Genomic DNA, 17,769 nt, shown 5'->3' on the forward strand with positions numbered 1-17,769 from the left:
AACCATCGGCAGATGGGGGCGCGTGCACGGCCTGTTAAGGTCGGTGCTTTCACGCATCACGCAGGTAGAACGATGAGCATGCACGCGCGCCGTACGCGGCGCTGGACCGGCCTGGTCCTGTCGATGGGACTGCTGGCCGTGGCCCCGCTGGCCTGGGCGCTGGCCCCACAGCCCGCTGCAGCACAGGCGCAGGGTGCCAATGGCTACGAACTGCCCTCGGCGGCGCTGCAGGCGGTGGTCGACGCACCGCGCGCGCCGTCGCTGCACCTGTCGCCTCGCCGCGACATGGCCGCGTTGATGCAGATGCCGTCGCTGCCGTCGATCCGGGTGGTGGCGCAGCCGGAACTGAAGCTGGCCGGCCTGCGCATCAACCCGCGCACGTTCTCCGACAGCCGTTTCAGCTTCGGCGAGAAGCTGTGGCTGATGAACGTGGCCGATGGCAAGGAACGGCAGATCAGCGGCCTGCCGGCCACGCTGTCGATCGCCAGCCTGATGTGGTCTCCGGATCAGAAGTGGCTCGCTTTCAACCAGGTCGACGCCACCAGCGGCGCCAACGAACTGTGGCTGGTGGACGTGGCCGCCGGCAGCGCCCGCCGCCTGGTTGCCGGCTTGAACACGGTGATCGGCAGCGGTTACCAGTGGCTGCCGGACAGCCGCGGGCTGGTGGTGTTCACCCGCCCGGCCAACCTCGGTGCGGCCCCGGCCACCGACGGCATCCCGACCGGCCCGGCCGTGCAGCAGACCCGCCGGGGCGATGGCGTGGTGTCGATCCGTACCTACCAGGACCTGCTGAAGAACGAGGCTGACGCGCGCCAGTTCGACTACTACGCCACCACACAGCCGGTGGAAGTCAGCCTGGATGGCAGCACCCGCCCGATCGGCGCGGCCGGCATCTTCATGGGCTTCTCCGTGTCGCCGGATGGCCGCTTCGTGCTGCGCCAGCCGGTGCAGCGCCCGTATTCCTACGTGGTGCCGGTGAGCAGTTTCCCGCGCCGCATTGAAGTGATCGACCGTGCCAGCGGCAAGCTGGTGCATACCGTGGCCGTGCGTCCACTGGTGGAAGGCCTGCCGACCGGCAACGACGCCGAAGTGACCGGCGTGCGTGACATCGGCTGGCGTGGTGATGCCGACGCGACCCTGGTCTGGGCTGAAGCGCAGGATGGTGGCGACCCGAACAGGGATGCCAAGGTGCGCGATGCGGTGCTGATGCAGGCCGCGCCGTTCGACACGCCGCCGGTGACGCTGGCCCAGCTGGGCAGCCGCCTGGCCGGTATCAGCTGGGGCCGTGGCGACCTGGCCCTGCTGACCGAATCGTGGTGGAAGACCCGCAGGACCAAGACCTGGCTGATCGCCCCGGACAATGCCAGCGCCGAACCGCGCCTGCTGTGGGATCGCGATGCGCAGGACCGCTACGCCGATCCGGGCCGGCCGCTGCGGGCCAGCGACGAGCGCGGCCGTTCGCTGCTGCAGACCAGCGCCGATGGCGGCAGCCTGTACCTGGCCGGCGCCGGTGCTTCGCCGGAAGGCGACCGTCCGTTCGTGGACCGCTTCGACATCGCCACGGGCAAGGCAACGCGCCTGTTCCACTCGCAGGCGCCGAGCTATGCGCTGCCGGTGGCATTGCTGGACAAGCAGGGCAGTTCGCTGCTGCTGAGCCGCGAGAGCCCGGACGAGCCGGCCAACTTCTACGTGCAGTCGCTGGCCGATGCTGGGAGCGCACCGCACGCGCTGACCCATTTCGCGCATCCGCTGCCGCAGCTGAAGGGTGTGCAGAAGGAGCAGATCCGCTACAAGCGCAAGGACGGCGTCGACCTGACCGCGACCCTGCTGCTGCCGCCGGGATACGACCCGAAGCGCGACGGCCCGCGCCCGCTGCTGATGTGGGCCTACCCGGGCGAGTTCAAGAGCGCGGCCGCGGCCAGCCAGGTGACCGATTCGCCGTATCGCTTCAATGCGGTCAGCTACTGGGGCCCGCAGGCGTTCCTGGCCAAGGGTTACGTGGTGCTGGCCAGCCCGTCGATGCCGATCATCGGCGAGGGCGACAAGGAGCCGAACGACACCTACATCGAACAGCTGGTGGCCAATGCGCAGGCGGCCGTGGATGAAGTGGTGCGGCGTGGCGTGACCGACCGCGATCACATCGCCATTGGTGGCCATTCGTACGGTGCGTTCATGACGGCCAACCTGCTGGCACACACCCGCCTGTTCAAGGCGGGCATTGCGCGCAGCGGCGCCTACAACCGCACGCTCACGCCGTTCGGCTTCCAGGCCGAGGAGCGCAACTACTGGCAGGCGCAGGACGTCTACCAGAAGATGGCGCCGTTCAATTACGCCGACAGGATCAAGGATCCGATCCTGTTCATCCACGGCGTGGACGACAACAACTCCGGCACGTTCCCGATCCAGAGCGAGCGCATGTTCGCGGCGGTGAAGGGCCTGGGTGGCACCGCGCGGCTGGTGATGCTGCCCAACGAATCGCATGCCTACCGCGCACGCGAATCGATCATGACCATGCTGGCCGAGAGCGAGCGCTGGCTGGAGCAGACCATCGGCCCGGCCGAGCAGGGCACGGCGAAGAAGAAGCGCTGATACGTGCATGAGGGTGGCCGCTGCAACAGCGGCCGCCTGTGCGGCTGCGCCGCCGCCCGAGCATGGGCTTGGGCGCTACACGGTGTCACGCGCCATCACGCTTGTAGAGCCGAGCCCATGCTCGGCTGCGTCCGCCATGGATACGTGCAGATGAAACCATTCTTGCATCGCAGCACGACGCCCGATCTGGGATAGGCTTGGGGTCTGGATCCGTTGACCGAGGCCTGTGCGTCGCCGATGAACGAGTACCGCAGCAGCATCGAGTTTGCTTCCCCCGATCTTCCGCTTCGCGATGACGTGCGCCGGCTCGGCGCACTGGTGGGTGACCTGCTGGTCGAACAGGTTTCGGCCGCTTTTCTCGACGATGTCGAGGACGTGCGCACCCGCGCCATTGCCCGCCGCGAGAACCAGGCGCCGCTGTCGGAGCTGGCCGAAGGGCTGGCCGGGCGCACGCCGCAGCAGGCCGAGACCATGGTGCGGGCCTTCAGCACCTACTTCCAGGTGGTCAACATCGCCGAGCGCGTGCATCGCATCCGCCGCCGCCGTGATTACCAGCGTGCCGGTACCGCCGGGGCGCAGCCCGACGGCCTGCAGGATGCGCTGCAGCACCTGAAGGCGCAGGGCGTGGGCCTGGATGAGCTGGCGCAGTGGCTGCCGCGCATCGACATCGAACCGGTGTTCACCGCGCACCCGACCGAAGCGGTGCGCCGCGCGCTGCTGGAGAAAGAGCAGCTGATGGTGGCCAGCCTGGTCGACAACCTCGACGGCCAACGCACGCCGGGGGAAGCGGCCGCCGATGCTGCGCGCTTCCGCATGGCGCTGACCGCTTCGTGGCAGACCACCGATTCCTCGCCGGTGCGGCCTACCGTCGATGACGAGCGCGAGCACGTCGGCTTCTATCTGGTGCAGGTGCTGTACCGGGTGATCCCGGTGCTGTACGAATCGCTGCAGCAGGCGCTGCGCGATACCTACGGCGAAGAACTGCCGCTGCCGCGCCTGCTGCGCTTCGGTACGTGGGTGGGCGGCGACATGGACGGCAACCCGAACGTGGATGCCCACACCATCCGCACTACGCTGGACGCGCAGCGGCAGGCCGTGCTGGGTCGCTACCAGAAGGAACTGCTGCAGCTGGCCAGCCTGCTCAGCCAGTCCACCGAGCGGGTGGGCGTGAGCAAGGCGCTGCAGGCGCGCGTGGCGCACTACCAGCAGCTGCTGCCGCAGGTGCAGTCGCGCCCGCGCCATGCCGACATGCCGTACCGCCTGCTCAACGACCGCATGCGCGCACGCCTGCAGGCAACGCTGGACGATGGCGAGGGCGCCTACGCCGGCCCGGACGAACTGATCGACGACCTGCAGCTGATCCTCGACAGCCTGCGCGCCAACCGCGGCGAACATGCCGGTGGCTTCGCCGTGCAGCGCCTGCTGTGGCGGGTGAAGACCTTCGGCTTCCACCTGGCGCGGTTGGACGTGCGCCAGGAATCGAGCGTGCACGCGCGCGCGCTGGCCACGGTGCTGGGCGGCGACGCAGCGTGGGACGGCCTGGATGCAGTGGGCCGCGCGCGCCTGCTGGCGCCGCATGCCAGTGGTGACGCGCCGTTGCCGAAGGGCGACGACGAAGGCAACCGGCGACTGGACGCCGTGTTCGCCGCGCTGGCCGATGCCCGTGCGCGGCATGGTGGCGATGCACTGGGCAGCTACATCATCTCGATGGCACATGACCGCAGCGACGTGCTGGCGGTGCTGGCGCTGGCGCGCCGTGGCGGCCTGGTGGAAGAGAACGGATCAGTACCGCTGGATATCGCGCCGCTGTTCGAGACGGTGGAGGACCTCAAGCGCGGCACCGTGACCCTGCGTGATCTGCTGGCCGACCCGATCTATCGCGCGCACCTGCAAGCACGCGATGACGTGCAGATGGTGATGCTGGGCTATTCGGACAGCAGCAAGGACGGTGGCATCGCCGCATCGCGCTGGGGCCTGCAGCGTGCACAGGTGGAACTGCTGGAGGTGGCGGCCGAGGCCGGCATCCGCCTGACCTTCTTCCATGGCCGTGGCGGCTCGATCAGCCGCGGTGGCGGCAAGACCACGCACGCGGTGGACGCATCGCCGCGCGGCAGCATCGATGGCCGCCTGCGGGTGACCGAGCAGGGCGAGGTGATCCATCGCAAGTACGGCATCCGTGCGCTGGCCCTGCGCTCGCTGGAGCAGGCCACCGGTGCGGTGCTGCGTGCCAGCCTGCGCCCGCGTGCCGCCGAGCCGCGCGAGGATGAGTGGCGACCGGTAATGGACGCGGTGGCATCGGCCAGCAGCGAGGTGTATCGCGCGTTCGTTGGCCAGGCCGGTTTCATGGACTACTTCCGCACCGCCACGCCGATCGACGTGATCGAACGCATGACGCTGGGCTCGCGGCCATCGCGCCGGCTCGGCCAGGACGCCGCGCTGGGCAACCTGCGTGCGATTCCCTGGGTGTTCGCCTGGAGCCAGGCGCGCGCGGTGATTCCTGGTTGGTACGGCGTGGGCAGTGGCCTGCAGGCGGCGGTTGCTGCCGGCCACGAACAGACCCTGCGCGAGATGGCGCGGGACTGGCCGTTCTTCCGCACCTTCCTGGACGACATCGCGATGGTGCTGTCCAAGGGCGATATCACCATCGCCGAGCAGTTTTCGCTGTTGTCGGGTGAACTGCACGGGCACTTCTTCCCGCAGGTGCAGCGCGAACTGGAACTCACCCGGCACTGGCTGCTGGCGCTGATGGACCAGCGGACGCTGCTCGACCACGATGCGCGGCTGGCGCTGTCGATCCGCCTGCGCAATCCCTACGTCGATCCGATCAGCGTGCTGCAGGTGGACCTGTTGCAGCGCTGGCGGGCCAGCGGGCGCGAGGATGACGGGTTGCTGCGCGCGCTGGTGGCCTGCGTGAACGGTGTTGCGCAGGGCGTGCAGAACACCGGTTGATCCGCATCCGCCGGGCATGGCCCGGCGAATTCGCAATGGTAGTGCCGGCCGCTGGCCGGCAACCTCATGATGTCCGGCAGCACGCGCGAGGTTGCCGGCCAGCGGCCGGCACTACCTCATTCCTCCGGTGACGGCGGATTCGATGCCAGCAGTTCCAGATGGCGCTGTTCCATTTCCTGGCGCAGCTGGCGGCGGATCTGCGCGGCGGCCTGGCGGCGCTTCTCGTCGGACGTCGCCGGCTGCAGGGGCGGGACGGGCGTCGGCCGGCCTTCCTCATCCACGGCCACCATGGTGAAGAAGCAGCTGTTGGCGTGGCGCACGCTGCGCTTGAGAATGTCCTCGGCCACCACCTTGATGCCGATCTCCATCGACGAGGTGCCGGTATGGTTCACCGAGGCCAGGAAGGTGACCAGCTCGCCCACCGCGATCGGCTGGCGGAACATCACCTGGTCCACCGACAGGGTGACCACGTAGCTGCCGGCGTAACGGCTGGCGCAGGCGTAGGCAACCTGGTCGAGCAGGCGCAGGATGGCGCCGCCGTGGACCTTGCCGGAGAAATTGGCCATCTCCGGCGACATCAGCACGGTCATGGACAGCTGGTGGGTTTTCAGTTCGGTCGACATGCGGCGATTGTATCGGCGTGGCGTAGCTCTTGTAGAGCCGAGCCCATGCTCGGCTGCTCTTGTCGCAGGAAAAAGAAAGCCGAGCATGGGCTCGGCTCTACAGAAAGCAGAAGGGCCGCGTGAGCGGCCCTTCGTGTTTCTTACTTCAGCTTCGCATCGGCGCGCAGGGCGGCGGCGCGGTCGGTCTTCTCCCAGGAGAAGGCCGTGGCGTTGACGGTCTCGCCTTCGCCGTTGAGGTAGCTGAACTCCTTCGGCTTGCGGCCGAAGTGGCCGTAGGCCGCGGTCTGCTGGTACATCGGGTGCACTAGGTCCAGCATCTTGATGATGCCGTACGGGCGCAGGTCGAAGTGCTTGCGGATCAGCTTCTCGATCTTGTCGTCGCTGATCTTGCCGGTGCCGAAGGTGGTGACCGAGATCGAGGTCGGCTCAGCCACGCCGATGGCGTAGGAGACCTGCACTTCGCAACGGTCGGCCAGGCCGGCGGCCACCACGTTCTTGGCGACGTAGCGGGCCGCGTAGGCTGCCGAACGGTCGACCTTGGACGGGTCCTTGCCGGAGAAGGCACCACCACCGTGACGGGCCCAGCCGCCGTAGGTGTCGACGATGATCTTGCGGCCGGTCAGGCCGCAGTCGCCCACCGGGCCACCGATCTCGAACTTGCCGGTCGGGTTGATGTGGAACTTGGTGCCCTTGTGCAGCCACTTGGCCGGCAGCACCGGCTTGATGATCTCTTCGCGGACGGCCTCGATGAGGTCCTTCTGCTTGATGCCGGGGGCGTGCTGGGTCGACAGGACCACGGCGTCGATGGCCGAGACCACGCCGTTTTCATAGCGCAGGGTGACCTGGCTCTTGGCGTCCGGACGCAGCCACGACAGCGGCGAGTTCTTCTTCTTGCGGATCTTGGCCTGCTGCTCGACCAGGCGGTGCGACAGGTGGATCGCGGCCGGCATGTAGCTGTCGGTCTCGTTGGTGGCATAGCCGAACATCAGGCCCTGGTCGCCAGCGCCCATTTCTTCCGGCTTCTTGCGATCCACGCCCTGGGCGATGTGCGGCGACTGCTTGCCGATCAGGTTCAGCACGCCGCAGGTGGCGCCGTCGAAACCGACGTCGGAGCTGTCGTAGCCGATGTCCGTGATGACCTTGCGGGTCAGCGCTTCCAGGTCGATCCAGGCGCTGGTGGTGATTTCACCGGCCACGATGGCAACGCCGGTCTTGACCATGGTCTCGCAGGCCACGCGGGCGCGCTGGTCCTGGGTCAGGATCGCGTCCAGCACCGCATCGGAGATCTGGTCGGCAACCTTGTCCGGATGGCCTTCGGAGACCGACTCGGAGGTGAAGAGATAGCTGGACATCAGGCGTAATATCCCTTGATTCGGATGGAAAGATGGGCGCGCATGATACACGGGGTGCGCCGCCTGTGCATTGTGAACCTGTGCCGGTTGCCGGTGGTTAAGCCCGCGTAGGCCTGGAGGGGCCGTCCCTTGGGGATTGGGGCCCAGCCTTGAGGCCCAGTGTTCCACCAGCGTGACAACGCACCGGGCTGCTACCGGCCCGGAACGCGCGGGCGGCGACCTCGCCGCGAAGGCGGGCCGGCCGTCATCGTTCTGCCCCGAAACCGCCATCTGGCTGCCGCCTGCCGGGCGCAGGCTGTCGGCCAATCCGGCCGCCGGGCATCAGTGGATCCGCCATGCAGGAACTCGAACAGCGTCTCCAGCAACGTTTCCCCGATTGGTTCCATGGCCGTCGCGGCCAACTGGCGCGGCCGCTGCTGCGCAGCGTCGGGCGCTGGTCGCGCCTGGACCAGATTGAAGCCTTCCTGCAGCGCAGCTCAGGACTGCGCGGCTTCGGTTTCGTCGCCGCCGGCCTGGAATTCATCGGCGGCCAGTACCAGGTGGATCCGGCCGCGCTGGCCAGGATCCCGGCCACCGGCCGCCTGCTGATCGTCGCCAACCACCCCTCCGGGGCACTGGATGCGCTCGCACTGCTGGACGCGGTTGGCCGTATCCGCCGCGACGTGCGGATCGTGGCCAACGATCTGCTGGGGGCGATCGCGCCGCTGCAGGACCTGCTGCTGCCGGTGCGCATCCTCGGTGGCAAGGCCCGGCGCGGCAGCCTGCATGCGGTGGAGGAAGCATTGGCCGCCGAGCAGTGCGTGATCGTGTTCCCGGCCGGCGAGGTCTCGCGCCTGTCGCTGCGCGGCATCCGCGATGGCCGTTGGCAGCGGGGATTCGTCCGCTTTGCCCGCGCGGCCGCTGCGCCGGTGCTGCCGGTGCGGGTGGAAGCGCGCAACTCGGCGCTGTTCTACGGCGCCTCGACCCTGTTCAAGCCGGCCGGCACTGCGCTGCTGGCGCGCGAAATGTTCACCCGCCGTGGCCGCCCGCTGCGGCTGAGCATCGGCGAGCCGATGCAGCTGGGCAAGGGCGGTGACCCGGGCGCACAGCTGCTGGCGGTGCGCCGCGCGCTGTACGCGCTGGGCCGCAACGGCGCGGCCGGCAATGCCGCTGCGTGCGCTGGCCCCGAGCCATTGGCGTCTCCGGTGCCGCCTTCGCAGGTCGCCGCCGGCATTGCCGCGGCCACCCAGCTGGGCCAGACCGCCGATGGCAAGCAGATCCTGTTGGCGACCTGTACCGCCGATTCACCGCTGCTGCTGGAACTGGGCCGCCTGCGCGAGCTGACCTTCCGCCAGGTGGGCGAGGGCACCGGGCGCAGCCGCGACCTGGACGCCTACGATCCGCAGTACGAGCACATCGTGATCTGGGACGCGGCGGCGCAGCGCATTGCCGGTGCCTACCGCATCATGCGCGGCGCCCAGGCCCTGGCCCGGCACGGCCTGTCCGGGCTCTACAGCGCGTCGCTGTTCCGCTATTCCGACGATGCCATCACCCACATTGCCGAGGGCCTGGAGCTGGGCCGCAGCTTCGTGGTGCCCGATTACTGGGGCAGCCGCAGCCTGGACTACCTGTGGCAGGGCATCGGCGCCTACCTGCAGTGCCGGCCGGGCATCCGCTACCTGTTCGGCGCGGTCTCGATCAGCGCAGCGCTGCCGCGCGATGCGCGCGAGCAGCTGGTGGCCTACTACCAGCGCTACTACGGCGGAACCGCCGGGCTGGCCGAATCGAACCGCCCCTTCCAGTACTTCGCCGCACCGCCAAGTTTCGGCGAGCTGGATGCGGGTGCCGCGTTCGATGTGCTCAAGGCCAACCTGGCCGCACTGGGTACCGGCGTGCCGACGCTGTACCGCCAGTACACCGATCTGTGCGAACCCGGCGGCGCGCGCTTCCTCGCCTTCGGCGTGGACCCGGACTTCAGCGATTCGATCGACGGCCTGATCGAAGTGGACCTGTGCGCGATCCGGCCGAACAAGCGCAAACGCTATCTGCGCGACGCGGGTGCGCCGGCATGAGCACGCTGGCGAACCTGTCGCCGCACCGGCGCGCAGTGTTCGTCTCCGACGTGCACCTGGGCTCACGTCATTGCCACGCCACCGAACTGGCGCGGTTCCTCTCGCAGCTGCGCTGCGAGCGGTTGTACCTGGTCGGCGACATCATCGACCTGTGGTGGATGGCGCATCGCCGCGCCAACTGGCGGCAGTCGCACAGCGAAGTCATCCAGGCCCTGCACGCGCTGCGCCGTGCAGGGACCGAGATCATCTACATTCCCGGCAACCACGATGCCTCGCTGCGCCAGGTGTGCGGGCTGATGTTGCCGGCCATGCAGGTGCGCCGCCGTGCCATCCACGTGACCGCCGATGGCCGCCGGCTGCTGGTCGCGCATGGCGACGACTACGACGGCGTGACCCATTTCGGTGGCCTGCAGGAAAAGTTCGGCGACTGGCTGTACTACCGCATCCTGACCGGCAACCAGGCGCTGAACGCGGTACGGCGCCGGCTTGGCATGCGCTACTGGTCGCTGTCGGAGTTCCTGAAGAAGCGCAGCGGGGCCGCCGAACGCTACATCGAGCGCTTCGTGCAGGCCGGGCTGGACGACGTGCGCCGGCGCGGCCTGGATGGCATCGTCTGCGGCCACATCCACCGCGCGGCGCTGGTCGAACGCGATGGCCTGGTCTACGCTAACGACGGCGACTGGGTGGAGAGCCTGACCGCACTGGCCGAGGACCATGATGGTGCGCTGCGCCTGCTCGACCACAACGGCCAGACCCTGGTGGAACTGCCAGGCGCGCGGTTGTCGCAGGCGGCGTAACCCGCGTCTGTCCTACTGCAGAGCCGAGCCCATGCTCGGCTGACGTGGCGCAGAACGAAGCGCAGCCGAGCATGGGCTCGGCTCTACATGCACCGCCCGCAAGCCGCTAGCATCGGCCCATGGACTCCCTGACCCAGATCGTGCTCGGTGGCGCCGTCGCCGCTGCCATCGCCCCGCCCGGACATCGCCGCGCGGCCCTGCTCGCTGGTGCCGCGCTTGGCACCCTGCCGGACCTCGACGCGCTGTGGCTCGGTTTCACCGCAGCCGATCCGGTGGCGAACATGATCGAGCACCGCAGTTTCAGTCATTCGCTGCTGGTACTGCCATGGGTGGCGGCATTGATCTGGTGGCTGTTCAAGCGCTTCGGCAATGGCCGCGTCGCGCAGTCACCGCTGCGCTGGTTCTGGGCGATCCAGCTGGCGCTGGTCACCCATCCGGTGCTGGATGCGTTCACCGTGTATGGCACCCAGTTGTGGTGGCCGCTGCGCCCGCATCCGACCATGGGATCCAGTGTCTTCATCATCGACCCGGGGTATACGGTGTGGCTTCTGCTGGGCTGCGTGCTGGCCTGGTTCGGCCGCGCCCGGCCCTGGGCGGGCAAGGTGCTGGGCGTGGCCCTGCTGCTCAGCAGTGGCTACCTGGGCTGGGGCCTGATCGCCAAGTCACAGGTCGACCGTGCCGCACAGCAGAGCCTGGCCGCGATGGGCCTGGGCGATGCGCCGCGCTTCTCGGTACCGATGCCGTTCAACACCCTGCTGTGGCGGGTGGTGGCGATGACGCCCAATGGCTACGTGGTGGGTGACCGCTCGCTGGTGGCCGACCACCGGCCGATGCGGTTCGAAGGCCATGCGTCCAACGTACAGGCCTTGCGCGAAGCGCAGGCCATCCCGGCGGTGCAGCAGCTGACGTGGTTCAACCGCGGTTTCATGCGTGCGCAGGTGGTTGACGGCCGGTTGGTGCTGAGTGACCTGCGCATGGGGCTGGAGCCGGACTACACCTTCAACTTCGTCGTGGCCGGGCAGGCCGACGGGCAGTGGCGGGCGATCGTTCCCGAGCAGGTGCGGGTGGACTACAGCAGTCCCGCCGCGCGTGCCGACGCCGGTCGCCGCCTGGCGGCGATGTGGCAGCGGATCTGGCAGGAGCCGGCGGCGGCGCCGGGCGCGGCCGACCACACCGCCGTGCATTGATCACTGGATCCACGCATGGCGTGGCTCTACGGCCCCGATCGGCAGCAGAACACCGGATCAATACACCGTGGCGCGGCCCTGGACGAACGAGTAGAAGAACACCGCGTTCGGGTCGTTCTGCACCAGGCGGAACTCGCGGCGCATGCCTTCCACGGTTTCCTCGTCCACCGAGCCGGCCTGCAGCAGCTGGTCGGCGGCCGACAGCAGGAGCTGTTCCCAGAACGCGATCATCGTCTTGCGACGCGCCGGTTCGCGGTTGTCCAGGTGGATGGTCTTGATCTCGGTGTGCACGTCGCGGAAGCCGCCGGCCAGCAGCAGGTTGCCCAGCTTTGCACCGACGAACGGGTCACCGCCATGGTCGTACTGGAAGTCGTTGAAGGCCATCCAGTAGCGCCAGATGTGCGGCGAGTACGGGTCGAGCAGGAACGAGGCATTCATCACTTCGGTGATGTAGACCGGCGAACCCGGTGCCAGCACGCGGCGCACTTCGCTCAGCACCCGCGCCGGTGAAGGCACGTGTTCCAGCACCCAGCACAGGAACGCCGAGTCGAAGCTCCGTGCCTCGAACGGCAGCTCGCCGGCGTCGGCCTGCTGCAGGGTGTATCGGTCGCTGCACCACGGCGTGCGCGCCAGGTTCTCGCGCGCGGTGGCCAGCTGCGTTTCGCTCAGGTCCACGCCGGTCACGTGCAGCTCGGGGAAGCGGCGCAGCAGGATCTCGGTCTGCGCACCGACGCCACTGCCGACTTCCAGCAGGCGCCGCGCGCCGCTGTAGTCGATCTGGCCGAAGATGCTCGATTCCAGCAGCCGGGCCTGGGTCATCAGGCGCTGCTGTTCGGTGCCGGAAAATCCGTGCAGATAGGTCGGAGAGGAGATCGGCGGGGTCATGGAGGCGGGCTCTCGGAGTTCAATTCGGTCGAGCAGGCTCGACGTTGCGACGCGGCGGGGGCGGTCAGGCGGCCGAAGACAGCGCCGGTTCCCCGGCGATCAGGCGGTCGAAGTACTCGGTGGTCAGCGCGATCTGGCCCTGTGGGTCTTCGGCACGGTTGACCACCGCGCGGAACGCGGCGTTCTCCGGACGATCCTTGGCGTACCAGCCCAGGTGCTTGCGCGCGATGCGCACGCCCTGCGGCTCGCCATAGAACGCATGCAGCGCATGCAGGTGGCCGAGCAGGATGTCGCGCACTTCCGCCAGCGACGGCGGTGGCAGTTCCTCGCCGGTGGCCAGGTAGTGCGCCACTTCGCGGAAGATCCACGGCCGGCCCTGCGCGGAGCGGCCGATCATCACTGCATCCACCCCGGTCTGCTGCAGCACGTGGGCGGCCTTCTGCGGTGAATCGATGTCACCGTTGGCGATCACCGGGATGCGCAGCGCAGCCTTGATCTCGCCGATGGTGGCGTACTCGGCCTGGCCGGTGTAATGCTGGTCGCGGGTGCGGCCATGCACGGCCAGCGCGGCGATGCCGCTGGCCTCGGCGATGCGGGCGATCACCGGGCCATTGCGATGGTCGCAGTCCCAACCGGTGCGGATCTTCAGCGTGACCGGCACGTCCACTGCGTTGACCACGGCTTCGAGGATGCGCGCCACCAGCTGCTCGTCGCGCATCAGCGCCGAGCCCGCCCAGGCGTTGCACACCTTCTTGGCCGGGCAGCCCATGTTGATGTCGATGATCTGCGCGCCGTGGTCGACGTTGTAGCGCGCGGCCTCGGCCAGCTGCTGCGGCTCGGTGCCGGCGATCTGCACGCTGATCGGGGCTGGCTCGCCGTCATGGTCCATGCGGTGGATCGACTTTCGCGTGTTCCAGAAGCGCGGGTCGCTGATGGTCATTTCCGAGGCGGCCAGTCCCGCACCCAGCCGTTTGCACAGCAGGCGGAAGGGCTTGTCGGTGACGCCGGCCATGGGTGCCAGCACGACGTTGGGGGCAATGGTGTACGGGCCGATCTGCATGCGCCCATTGTAGGGTGCGGGCGGCGGTACGGCCGTGCCGCGCGCGGTCCGGTTCAGGCCGATCGGCACCGACCTCATGCCGTACCGGCATCAGCAGATGCTTGACGGTTGCTTCCGCCGCCCCCACGGGCGGGCGATGGTGGGCGGCTACCCCAGGCTCTGCCAGGCCTGGCGGGTACCCAGCGCGAAGGCCAGCCCCAGGCCCAGGCAGACCAGCGAGCTGACCGCCCAGAAGCGCGTGCCGTTGTACCCCGGCCGGAACAGCGCCAGGCCGAAGCCCATCGCGGCACGCAGCAACAGCAGCGCGGCGATGCCGGGCAGGACCAGGCGGCTGGCCGGCAGCGGCGAATGCCAGCCCGCGGCGGCCAGTGCGTACAGGGTCCAGGCCACCAGCACGGCAGTGATGACCGCGGTCATCAGCGGTGGCCACCAGTGCCCCGCATGCGCCAGCCGGACCACGCGCTGGCCGGCACCGAAGTACCTGTACCACGCGGCGCCGAAGGCGATGCAGCCGATATGCAGCAGCGCCGCCACGGCACTGCCGGCGGCCGCGACCAGCAGCCAGGGGAATCCGTCCATGTCCTGCCCGTGCGAGGAAGCTGCGCGGATGGTGGGCGAGGGGCAGGATGTGGGCAATGCGACAGGCGGTCGCAGGGGCTGGGCAATGGGCAAAAGAATGGCCCGGGTGTCTGCACACCCGGGCCTTGTCATCCACGCGTGGCGTGGAATTACCTGGCTTCAGCGTCGGCCGGGGTGAAGCGCGGCATCGCCGCAGCGGCGCCTTCCTTCTCGGTCGAACGGCCGGCGAACTGGTTGGCGAAGCGCACGTGGCGGGCGAACGGGGCGTCGGCCACCTGCGCCAGCGACGCGGCCAGCGCACCGTTGAAGGCGTCACCGGCACCGGTGGTGTCGATCGCCTGCACCTGTTCGGCACCCACGCGGTAGTACGGCTGGGTATCGCCGCGCAGGTTCTCGTCGGCATGCGACACGAACACGCCCACCGAACCCAGGGTCACCACCACGGTGCCGTTGCCGACCAGCTTGCGGCACAGCGCGTGCAGGCTGGCGCCATCCAGCGCGGCGACGTCGTTGGCATCCACGCGCTCACCGACATGGCGGCCGAGCAGGGCAGCGAACTCGGTTTCGTTCGGGGTGATCACATCGGCCAGCTTGAGCAGGCCGATGGTCGAGGGCGCATCGGCCGGTGCGGTATTGAGCACGGTGGTGACACCGGCCTCGCGGGCCGTGGCCAGCGCCGCTTCGATGGTCTGCACCGGCGATTCCAGCTGCACCAGCACCACCTTGGCGCGGGTCAGCAGGGCCTGCTGCTGTTGCAGGAAATCGGTGCCCAGCGCGGCGTTGGCACCCGGGCCGATCACGATGGTGTTGCGGCCACGCGCGTCCACGTAGATGCCCGCGGTGCCGGTCGGTTCGCTGCTGGCCTCGGCGATCAGCGCGAAGCCATCCTGCGCAGCCAGTTCACGCGCGGTGGCGCCACCGGCGTCATCGCCCAACGCGCACACGAAGTGCGTGTCGGCACCGGCGCGGCAGGCCGCCACCGCCTGGTTGAAGCCCTTGCCCCCGGGGCCGGTGCTGTAGCGGCCGGCAATGGTCGCACCCGGTGCCGGCAGCGACTCACACCGCCACACGTGATCGACATTGAAGGAACCGACGACAACGACACTGCTGCTCATAGGGAATCTTTTCTCAACCAAGGGTTCAACTGAAGTGCGTCAGCACGCCGGCGATGGTCGCCGTCATGAAGGTGGCAATGGTACCGCCCAACACCGCGCGCAGGCCGAACTTGGCCAGGTCGTGGCGACGTTCCGGGGCCAGGCCGCCGATGCCGCCGATCTGGATCGCGATCGAGCTGAAGTTGGCAAAGCCGCACAGCGCGTAGGTGGCGATCAGGCGACCTTCCTCGGACAGGCTCACGCCGGCCACCTGGCCGTTCACGATCTGCGACAGTTCGGTGTAGGCGACGAATTCGTTGATCACGACCTTCTGGCCGATCAGCGAACCGACGGTGGTGGCATCAGCCCACGGGGTACCGATCACCCAGGCGATCGGGGCCAGCACGTAACCGAAGATGGTCGACAGGTTGGTCGGCTTGCCGATGGCAGCGGCCAGGCCGGTCACCTCGCCGATCCAGGTCAACGGGGCGTTCAGCAGCGCGATCAGGGCGATGAAGGCCAGCAGCATCGCGCCGATGTTCAGCGCCAGCTTCAGGCCGTCACCGGCACCGGCAGCGGCCGCGTCGATGATGTTGCTGGAGGTCTTTTCGACTTCCATCTTCACCGTGCCGCGGGTCAGCGGGGTGCCGGTTTCCGGAATCAGCAGCTTGGCCACGACCAGGGTGGCCGGTGCGGCCATGATGCTCGCTGCCAGCAGGTGCTTGGCGTAGAAGGCCTGCTGCGCCGGGTCGCCACCGCCGAGCATGCCCACATAGGCCGCCAGCACGCCGCCGGCGATGTGGGCCATGCCGCCGATCATCATGGTCAGCAGCTCGGACTGGGTCATCCTGGCGATGTACGGGCGCACGGTCAGCGGCGCCTCGGTCTGGCCGATGAAGACGCTGGCGCAGACGCTGGTGGTTTCCGCGCCGGACACGCGCATCACCTTGGTGATCGACCACGCCATCACGCGCACGATCGCCTGCATGACGTTGAGGTGGTACATCACCCCCATCAGCGCCGAGAAGAAGATGATGGTCGGCAGCACCTGGAAGGCGAAGATGAAGCCGTAGTTCTTGGTGTCCATCAACGAGCCGAAGATGAAGCCCGAGCCTTCGTTGACGAAGCTGAGAACCTTGACGAAGCCCTTGCCCAGCGCATCGAACACGTCGCGGCCGCCCGGCACCAGGATCACCAGCGCCGCGAACGCGATCTGCAGGGTGATACCGGTGGCAACCAGCTTCCAGTCAACCGCACGCTTGTTGTTGGAAAACAACCAGGTGATGCCGATCAGCACCGCCAACCCGAACAGGCCGAAGCCGATCCTGCCCAAACCTTCGACCATGTGAGTGACTCCCCTGGGGCGTCGCGAAAAACGGGAAGCCTAGTGCAGGGCAGGGGCCGGGGCAAGAAAAAGCAGCGTGCGCGCATCTATCGGTACCGATCAGGCCAGCAACGGCAAGGGCTTGCGGCCGGCGGCGGCAGGTAGAATGGGGCTCGATCCCGGCCCGGATGCGGGCCCGCAGCAGGAGATTCGCATGCAATACCGTCGCCTGGGCTCCACCGGCCTGCCGATTTCCGCCCTGTCCTTCGGCGCCTGGGTGACCTTCGGTGACCAGATCCCGCGCGACGAGGCCCGCAACCTGGTGGCCGCCGCCTGGGACCACGGCGTCAACTTCTTCGACAACGCCGAGGGCTATGCCAACGGCCGCGCCGAACAGGTGATGGGCGATGTGATCGCCGACCTGCGCCTGCCGCGCGACGGCATCTGCGTCTCCAGCAAGGTGTTCTTCGGCAGCGCCAAGGACCCACGGCCGACCCAGCGCGGCCTGTCGCGCAAGCATGTGACCGACGCCTGCCATGCGGCGCTCAAGCGCCTGCGGGTGGACTACCTGGACCTTTATTACTGCCATCGCCCGGATCCGGACGCGCCGGTCGCCGAGACCGTGCATGCCATGGATACCCTGGTGCGGCAAGGCAAGATCCTCTACTGGGGGACCTCGGAGTGGTCGGCAGTGCAGATCCAGCAGGCGCTGGACATCGCCGAGGCGCGCAACCTGCAGGGCCCGTCGATGGAGCAGCCGCAGTACAACCTGCTGCACCGCGAACGGGTCGAGGTCGAGTACGCGCCGCTGTATGCCGGTGCCGGCCTGGGCACCACCATCTTCTCGCCGCTGGCCTCGGGCCTGCTGAGTGGCAAGTACGACCAGGGCATTCCGGCCGATGCGCGGCTGGGCCGCGAGGGCATGGAATGGCTGCAGGCGCTGGTGCTGGGTGACGACGCCGAGGCCCGCCTGGCCCAGGTGCGCCGCTTCAGCGAGGTGGCGCGTGCGCTGGGGCAGGCGCCGGCCACGCTGGCCATCGCCTGGTGCCTGCGCAACCCGAACGTCTCCAGCGTGATCCTCGGTGCCAGCCGGGTCAGCCAGCTGCTGCAGAACCTGCAGGCGCTGGAGGTGCTGGAGCAGGTCGACGCCGCCGGCTGGGCCGACGTCGAAGCCGCCTTCGCCTGAACCCGGGGGCCGACCGGGCCTCGGGGGCCTCGGTAGAGTCGACTCTATACGGCTGGGTCGCCATTTGATTGACGGGATCTATCGAATTTCAGA

General features: G+C 68.4%; 13 protein-coding genes. 6 read left to right on the forward strand and 7 right to left on the reverse strand.

The window, feature by feature from the left end; translation table 11 throughout:
* The first annotated feature begins 72 nt into the window (after nt 1-72).
* Together AC5P5W_RS12215 and ppc are read left to right on the forward strand one after the other, a co-directional pair.
* Nucleotides 73-2,589, forward strand: a complete 2,517-nt coding sequence (locus AC5P5W_RS12215; protein WP_197575524.1) for a prolyl oligopeptidase family serine peptidase — start codon at nt 73-75, stop codon at nt 2,587-2,589.
* A gap of 237 nt (nt 2,590-2,826) precedes the next feature.
* Complete coding sequence (ppc, locus tag AC5P5W_RS12220) at nt 2,827-5,538, forward strand: phosphoenolpyruvate carboxylase (RefSeq protein WP_197575526.1); 2,712 nt, start codon at nt 2,827-2,829, stop codon at nt 5,536-5,538.
* A gap of 116 nt (nt 5,539-5,654) precedes the next feature.
* On the opposite strand, the gene AC5P5W_RS12225 is transcribed toward ppc, so the two are convergent.
* Together AC5P5W_RS12225 and metK are read right to left on the reverse strand one after the other, a co-directional pair.
* The gene (locus AC5P5W_RS12225) at nt 5,655-6,161 is read right to left on the reverse strand and encodes an acyl-CoA thioesterase (protein ID WP_010481883.1); all 507 of its coding nucleotides are present in this window, start codon (nt 6,159-6,161) and stop codon (nt 5,655-5,657) included.
* 140 nt (nt 6,162-6,301) lie between these two features.
* Complete coding sequence (metK, locus tag AC5P5W_RS12230; RefSeq protein WP_010481882.1) at nt 6,302-7,513, reverse strand: methionine adenosyltransferase; 1,212 nt, start codon at nt 7,511-7,513, stop codon at nt 6,302-6,304.
* A 335-nt stretch (nt 7,514-7,848) separates the two neighbouring features.
* Between metK and olsF the strand changes: the two genes are divergently transcribed.
* The 3 genes from olsF (at nt 7,849) to AC5P5W_RS12245 (ending at nt 11,548) form a co-directional block, all read left to right on the forward strand.
* Nucleotides 7,849-9,564, forward strand: a complete 1,716-nt coding sequence (gene olsF / locus AC5P5W_RS12235; protein ID WP_075076543.1) for a bifunctional ornithine lipid synthase OlsF — start codon at nt 7,849-7,851, stop codon at nt 9,562-9,564.
* Entirely contained in the window at nt 9,561-10,361 is an 801-nt protein-coding gene (locus tag AC5P5W_RS12240) for a UDP-2,3-diacylglucosamine diphosphatase (RefSeq protein WP_005412268.1), read from the forward strand. The genes olsF and AC5P5W_RS12240 overlap by 4 nt, the downstream gene beginning before the upstream one ends.
* A gap of 119 nt (nt 10,362-10,480) precedes the next feature.
* Complete coding sequence (locus AC5P5W_RS12245; RefSeq protein ID WP_046428852.1) at nt 10,481-11,548, forward strand: metal-dependent hydrolase; 1,068 nt, start codon at nt 10,481-10,483, stop codon at nt 11,546-11,548.
* A gap of 57 nt (nt 11,549-11,605) precedes the next feature.
* Here the strand turns inward: AC5P5W_RS12245 and AC5P5W_RS12250 are convergent, their stop codons facing one another.
* The 5 genes from AC5P5W_RS12250 to AC5P5W_RS12270 form a co-directional block, all read right to left on the reverse strand.
* Entirely contained in the window at nt 11,606-12,433 is an 828-nt protein-coding gene (locus AC5P5W_RS12250; protein ID WP_005415318.1) for a class I SAM-dependent methyltransferase, read from the reverse strand.
* Between the two features lie 64 nt (nt 12,434-12,497).
* A complete protein-coding gene (gene dusB / locus AC5P5W_RS12255; RefSeq protein ID WP_046428891.1) occupies nt 12,498-13,493 on the reverse strand; it encodes a tRNA dihydrouridine synthase DusB in 996 nt (331 codons plus the stop codon).
* A 147-nt stretch (nt 13,494-13,640) separates the two neighbouring features.
* Nucleotides 13,641-14,072 carry a hypothetical protein gene (locus AC5P5W_RS12260; RefSeq protein WP_014645966.1) on the reverse strand — a complete coding sequence of 144 codons (432 nt, stop codon included), beginning with the start codon at nt 14,070-14,072 and terminating at the stop codon, nt 13,641-13,643.
* A gap of 149 nt (nt 14,073-14,221) precedes the next feature.
* Nucleotides 14,222-15,187: a ribokinase gene (locus AC5P5W_RS12265; protein ID WP_014645967.1), complete on the reverse strand. Its 966-nt coding sequence runs from the start codon at nt 15,185-15,187 to the stop codon at nt 14,222-14,224.
* Nucleotides 15,188-15,212: 25 nt separating this feature from the next.
* A complete protein-coding gene (locus tag AC5P5W_RS12270) occupies nt 15,213-16,511 on the reverse strand; it encodes a NupC/NupG family nucleoside CNT transporter (RefSeq protein ID WP_014645968.1) in 1,299 nt (432 codons plus the stop codon).
* 193 nt (nt 16,512-16,704) lie between these two features.
* Here AC5P5W_RS12270 and AC5P5W_RS12275 point away from each other — a divergent pair, with 193 nt between their 5' ends.
* Nucleotides 16,705-17,676 carry an aldo/keto reductase gene (locus AC5P5W_RS12275; protein WP_014645969.1) on the forward strand — a complete coding sequence of 324 codons (972 nt, stop codon included), beginning with the start codon at nt 16,705-16,707 and terminating at the stop codon, nt 17,674-17,676.
* The last annotated feature ends 93 nt before the right edge of the window (nt 17,677-17,769 follow it).

Source organism: Stenotrophomonas sp. YJH_SMC_123, from assembly GCF_059368215.1.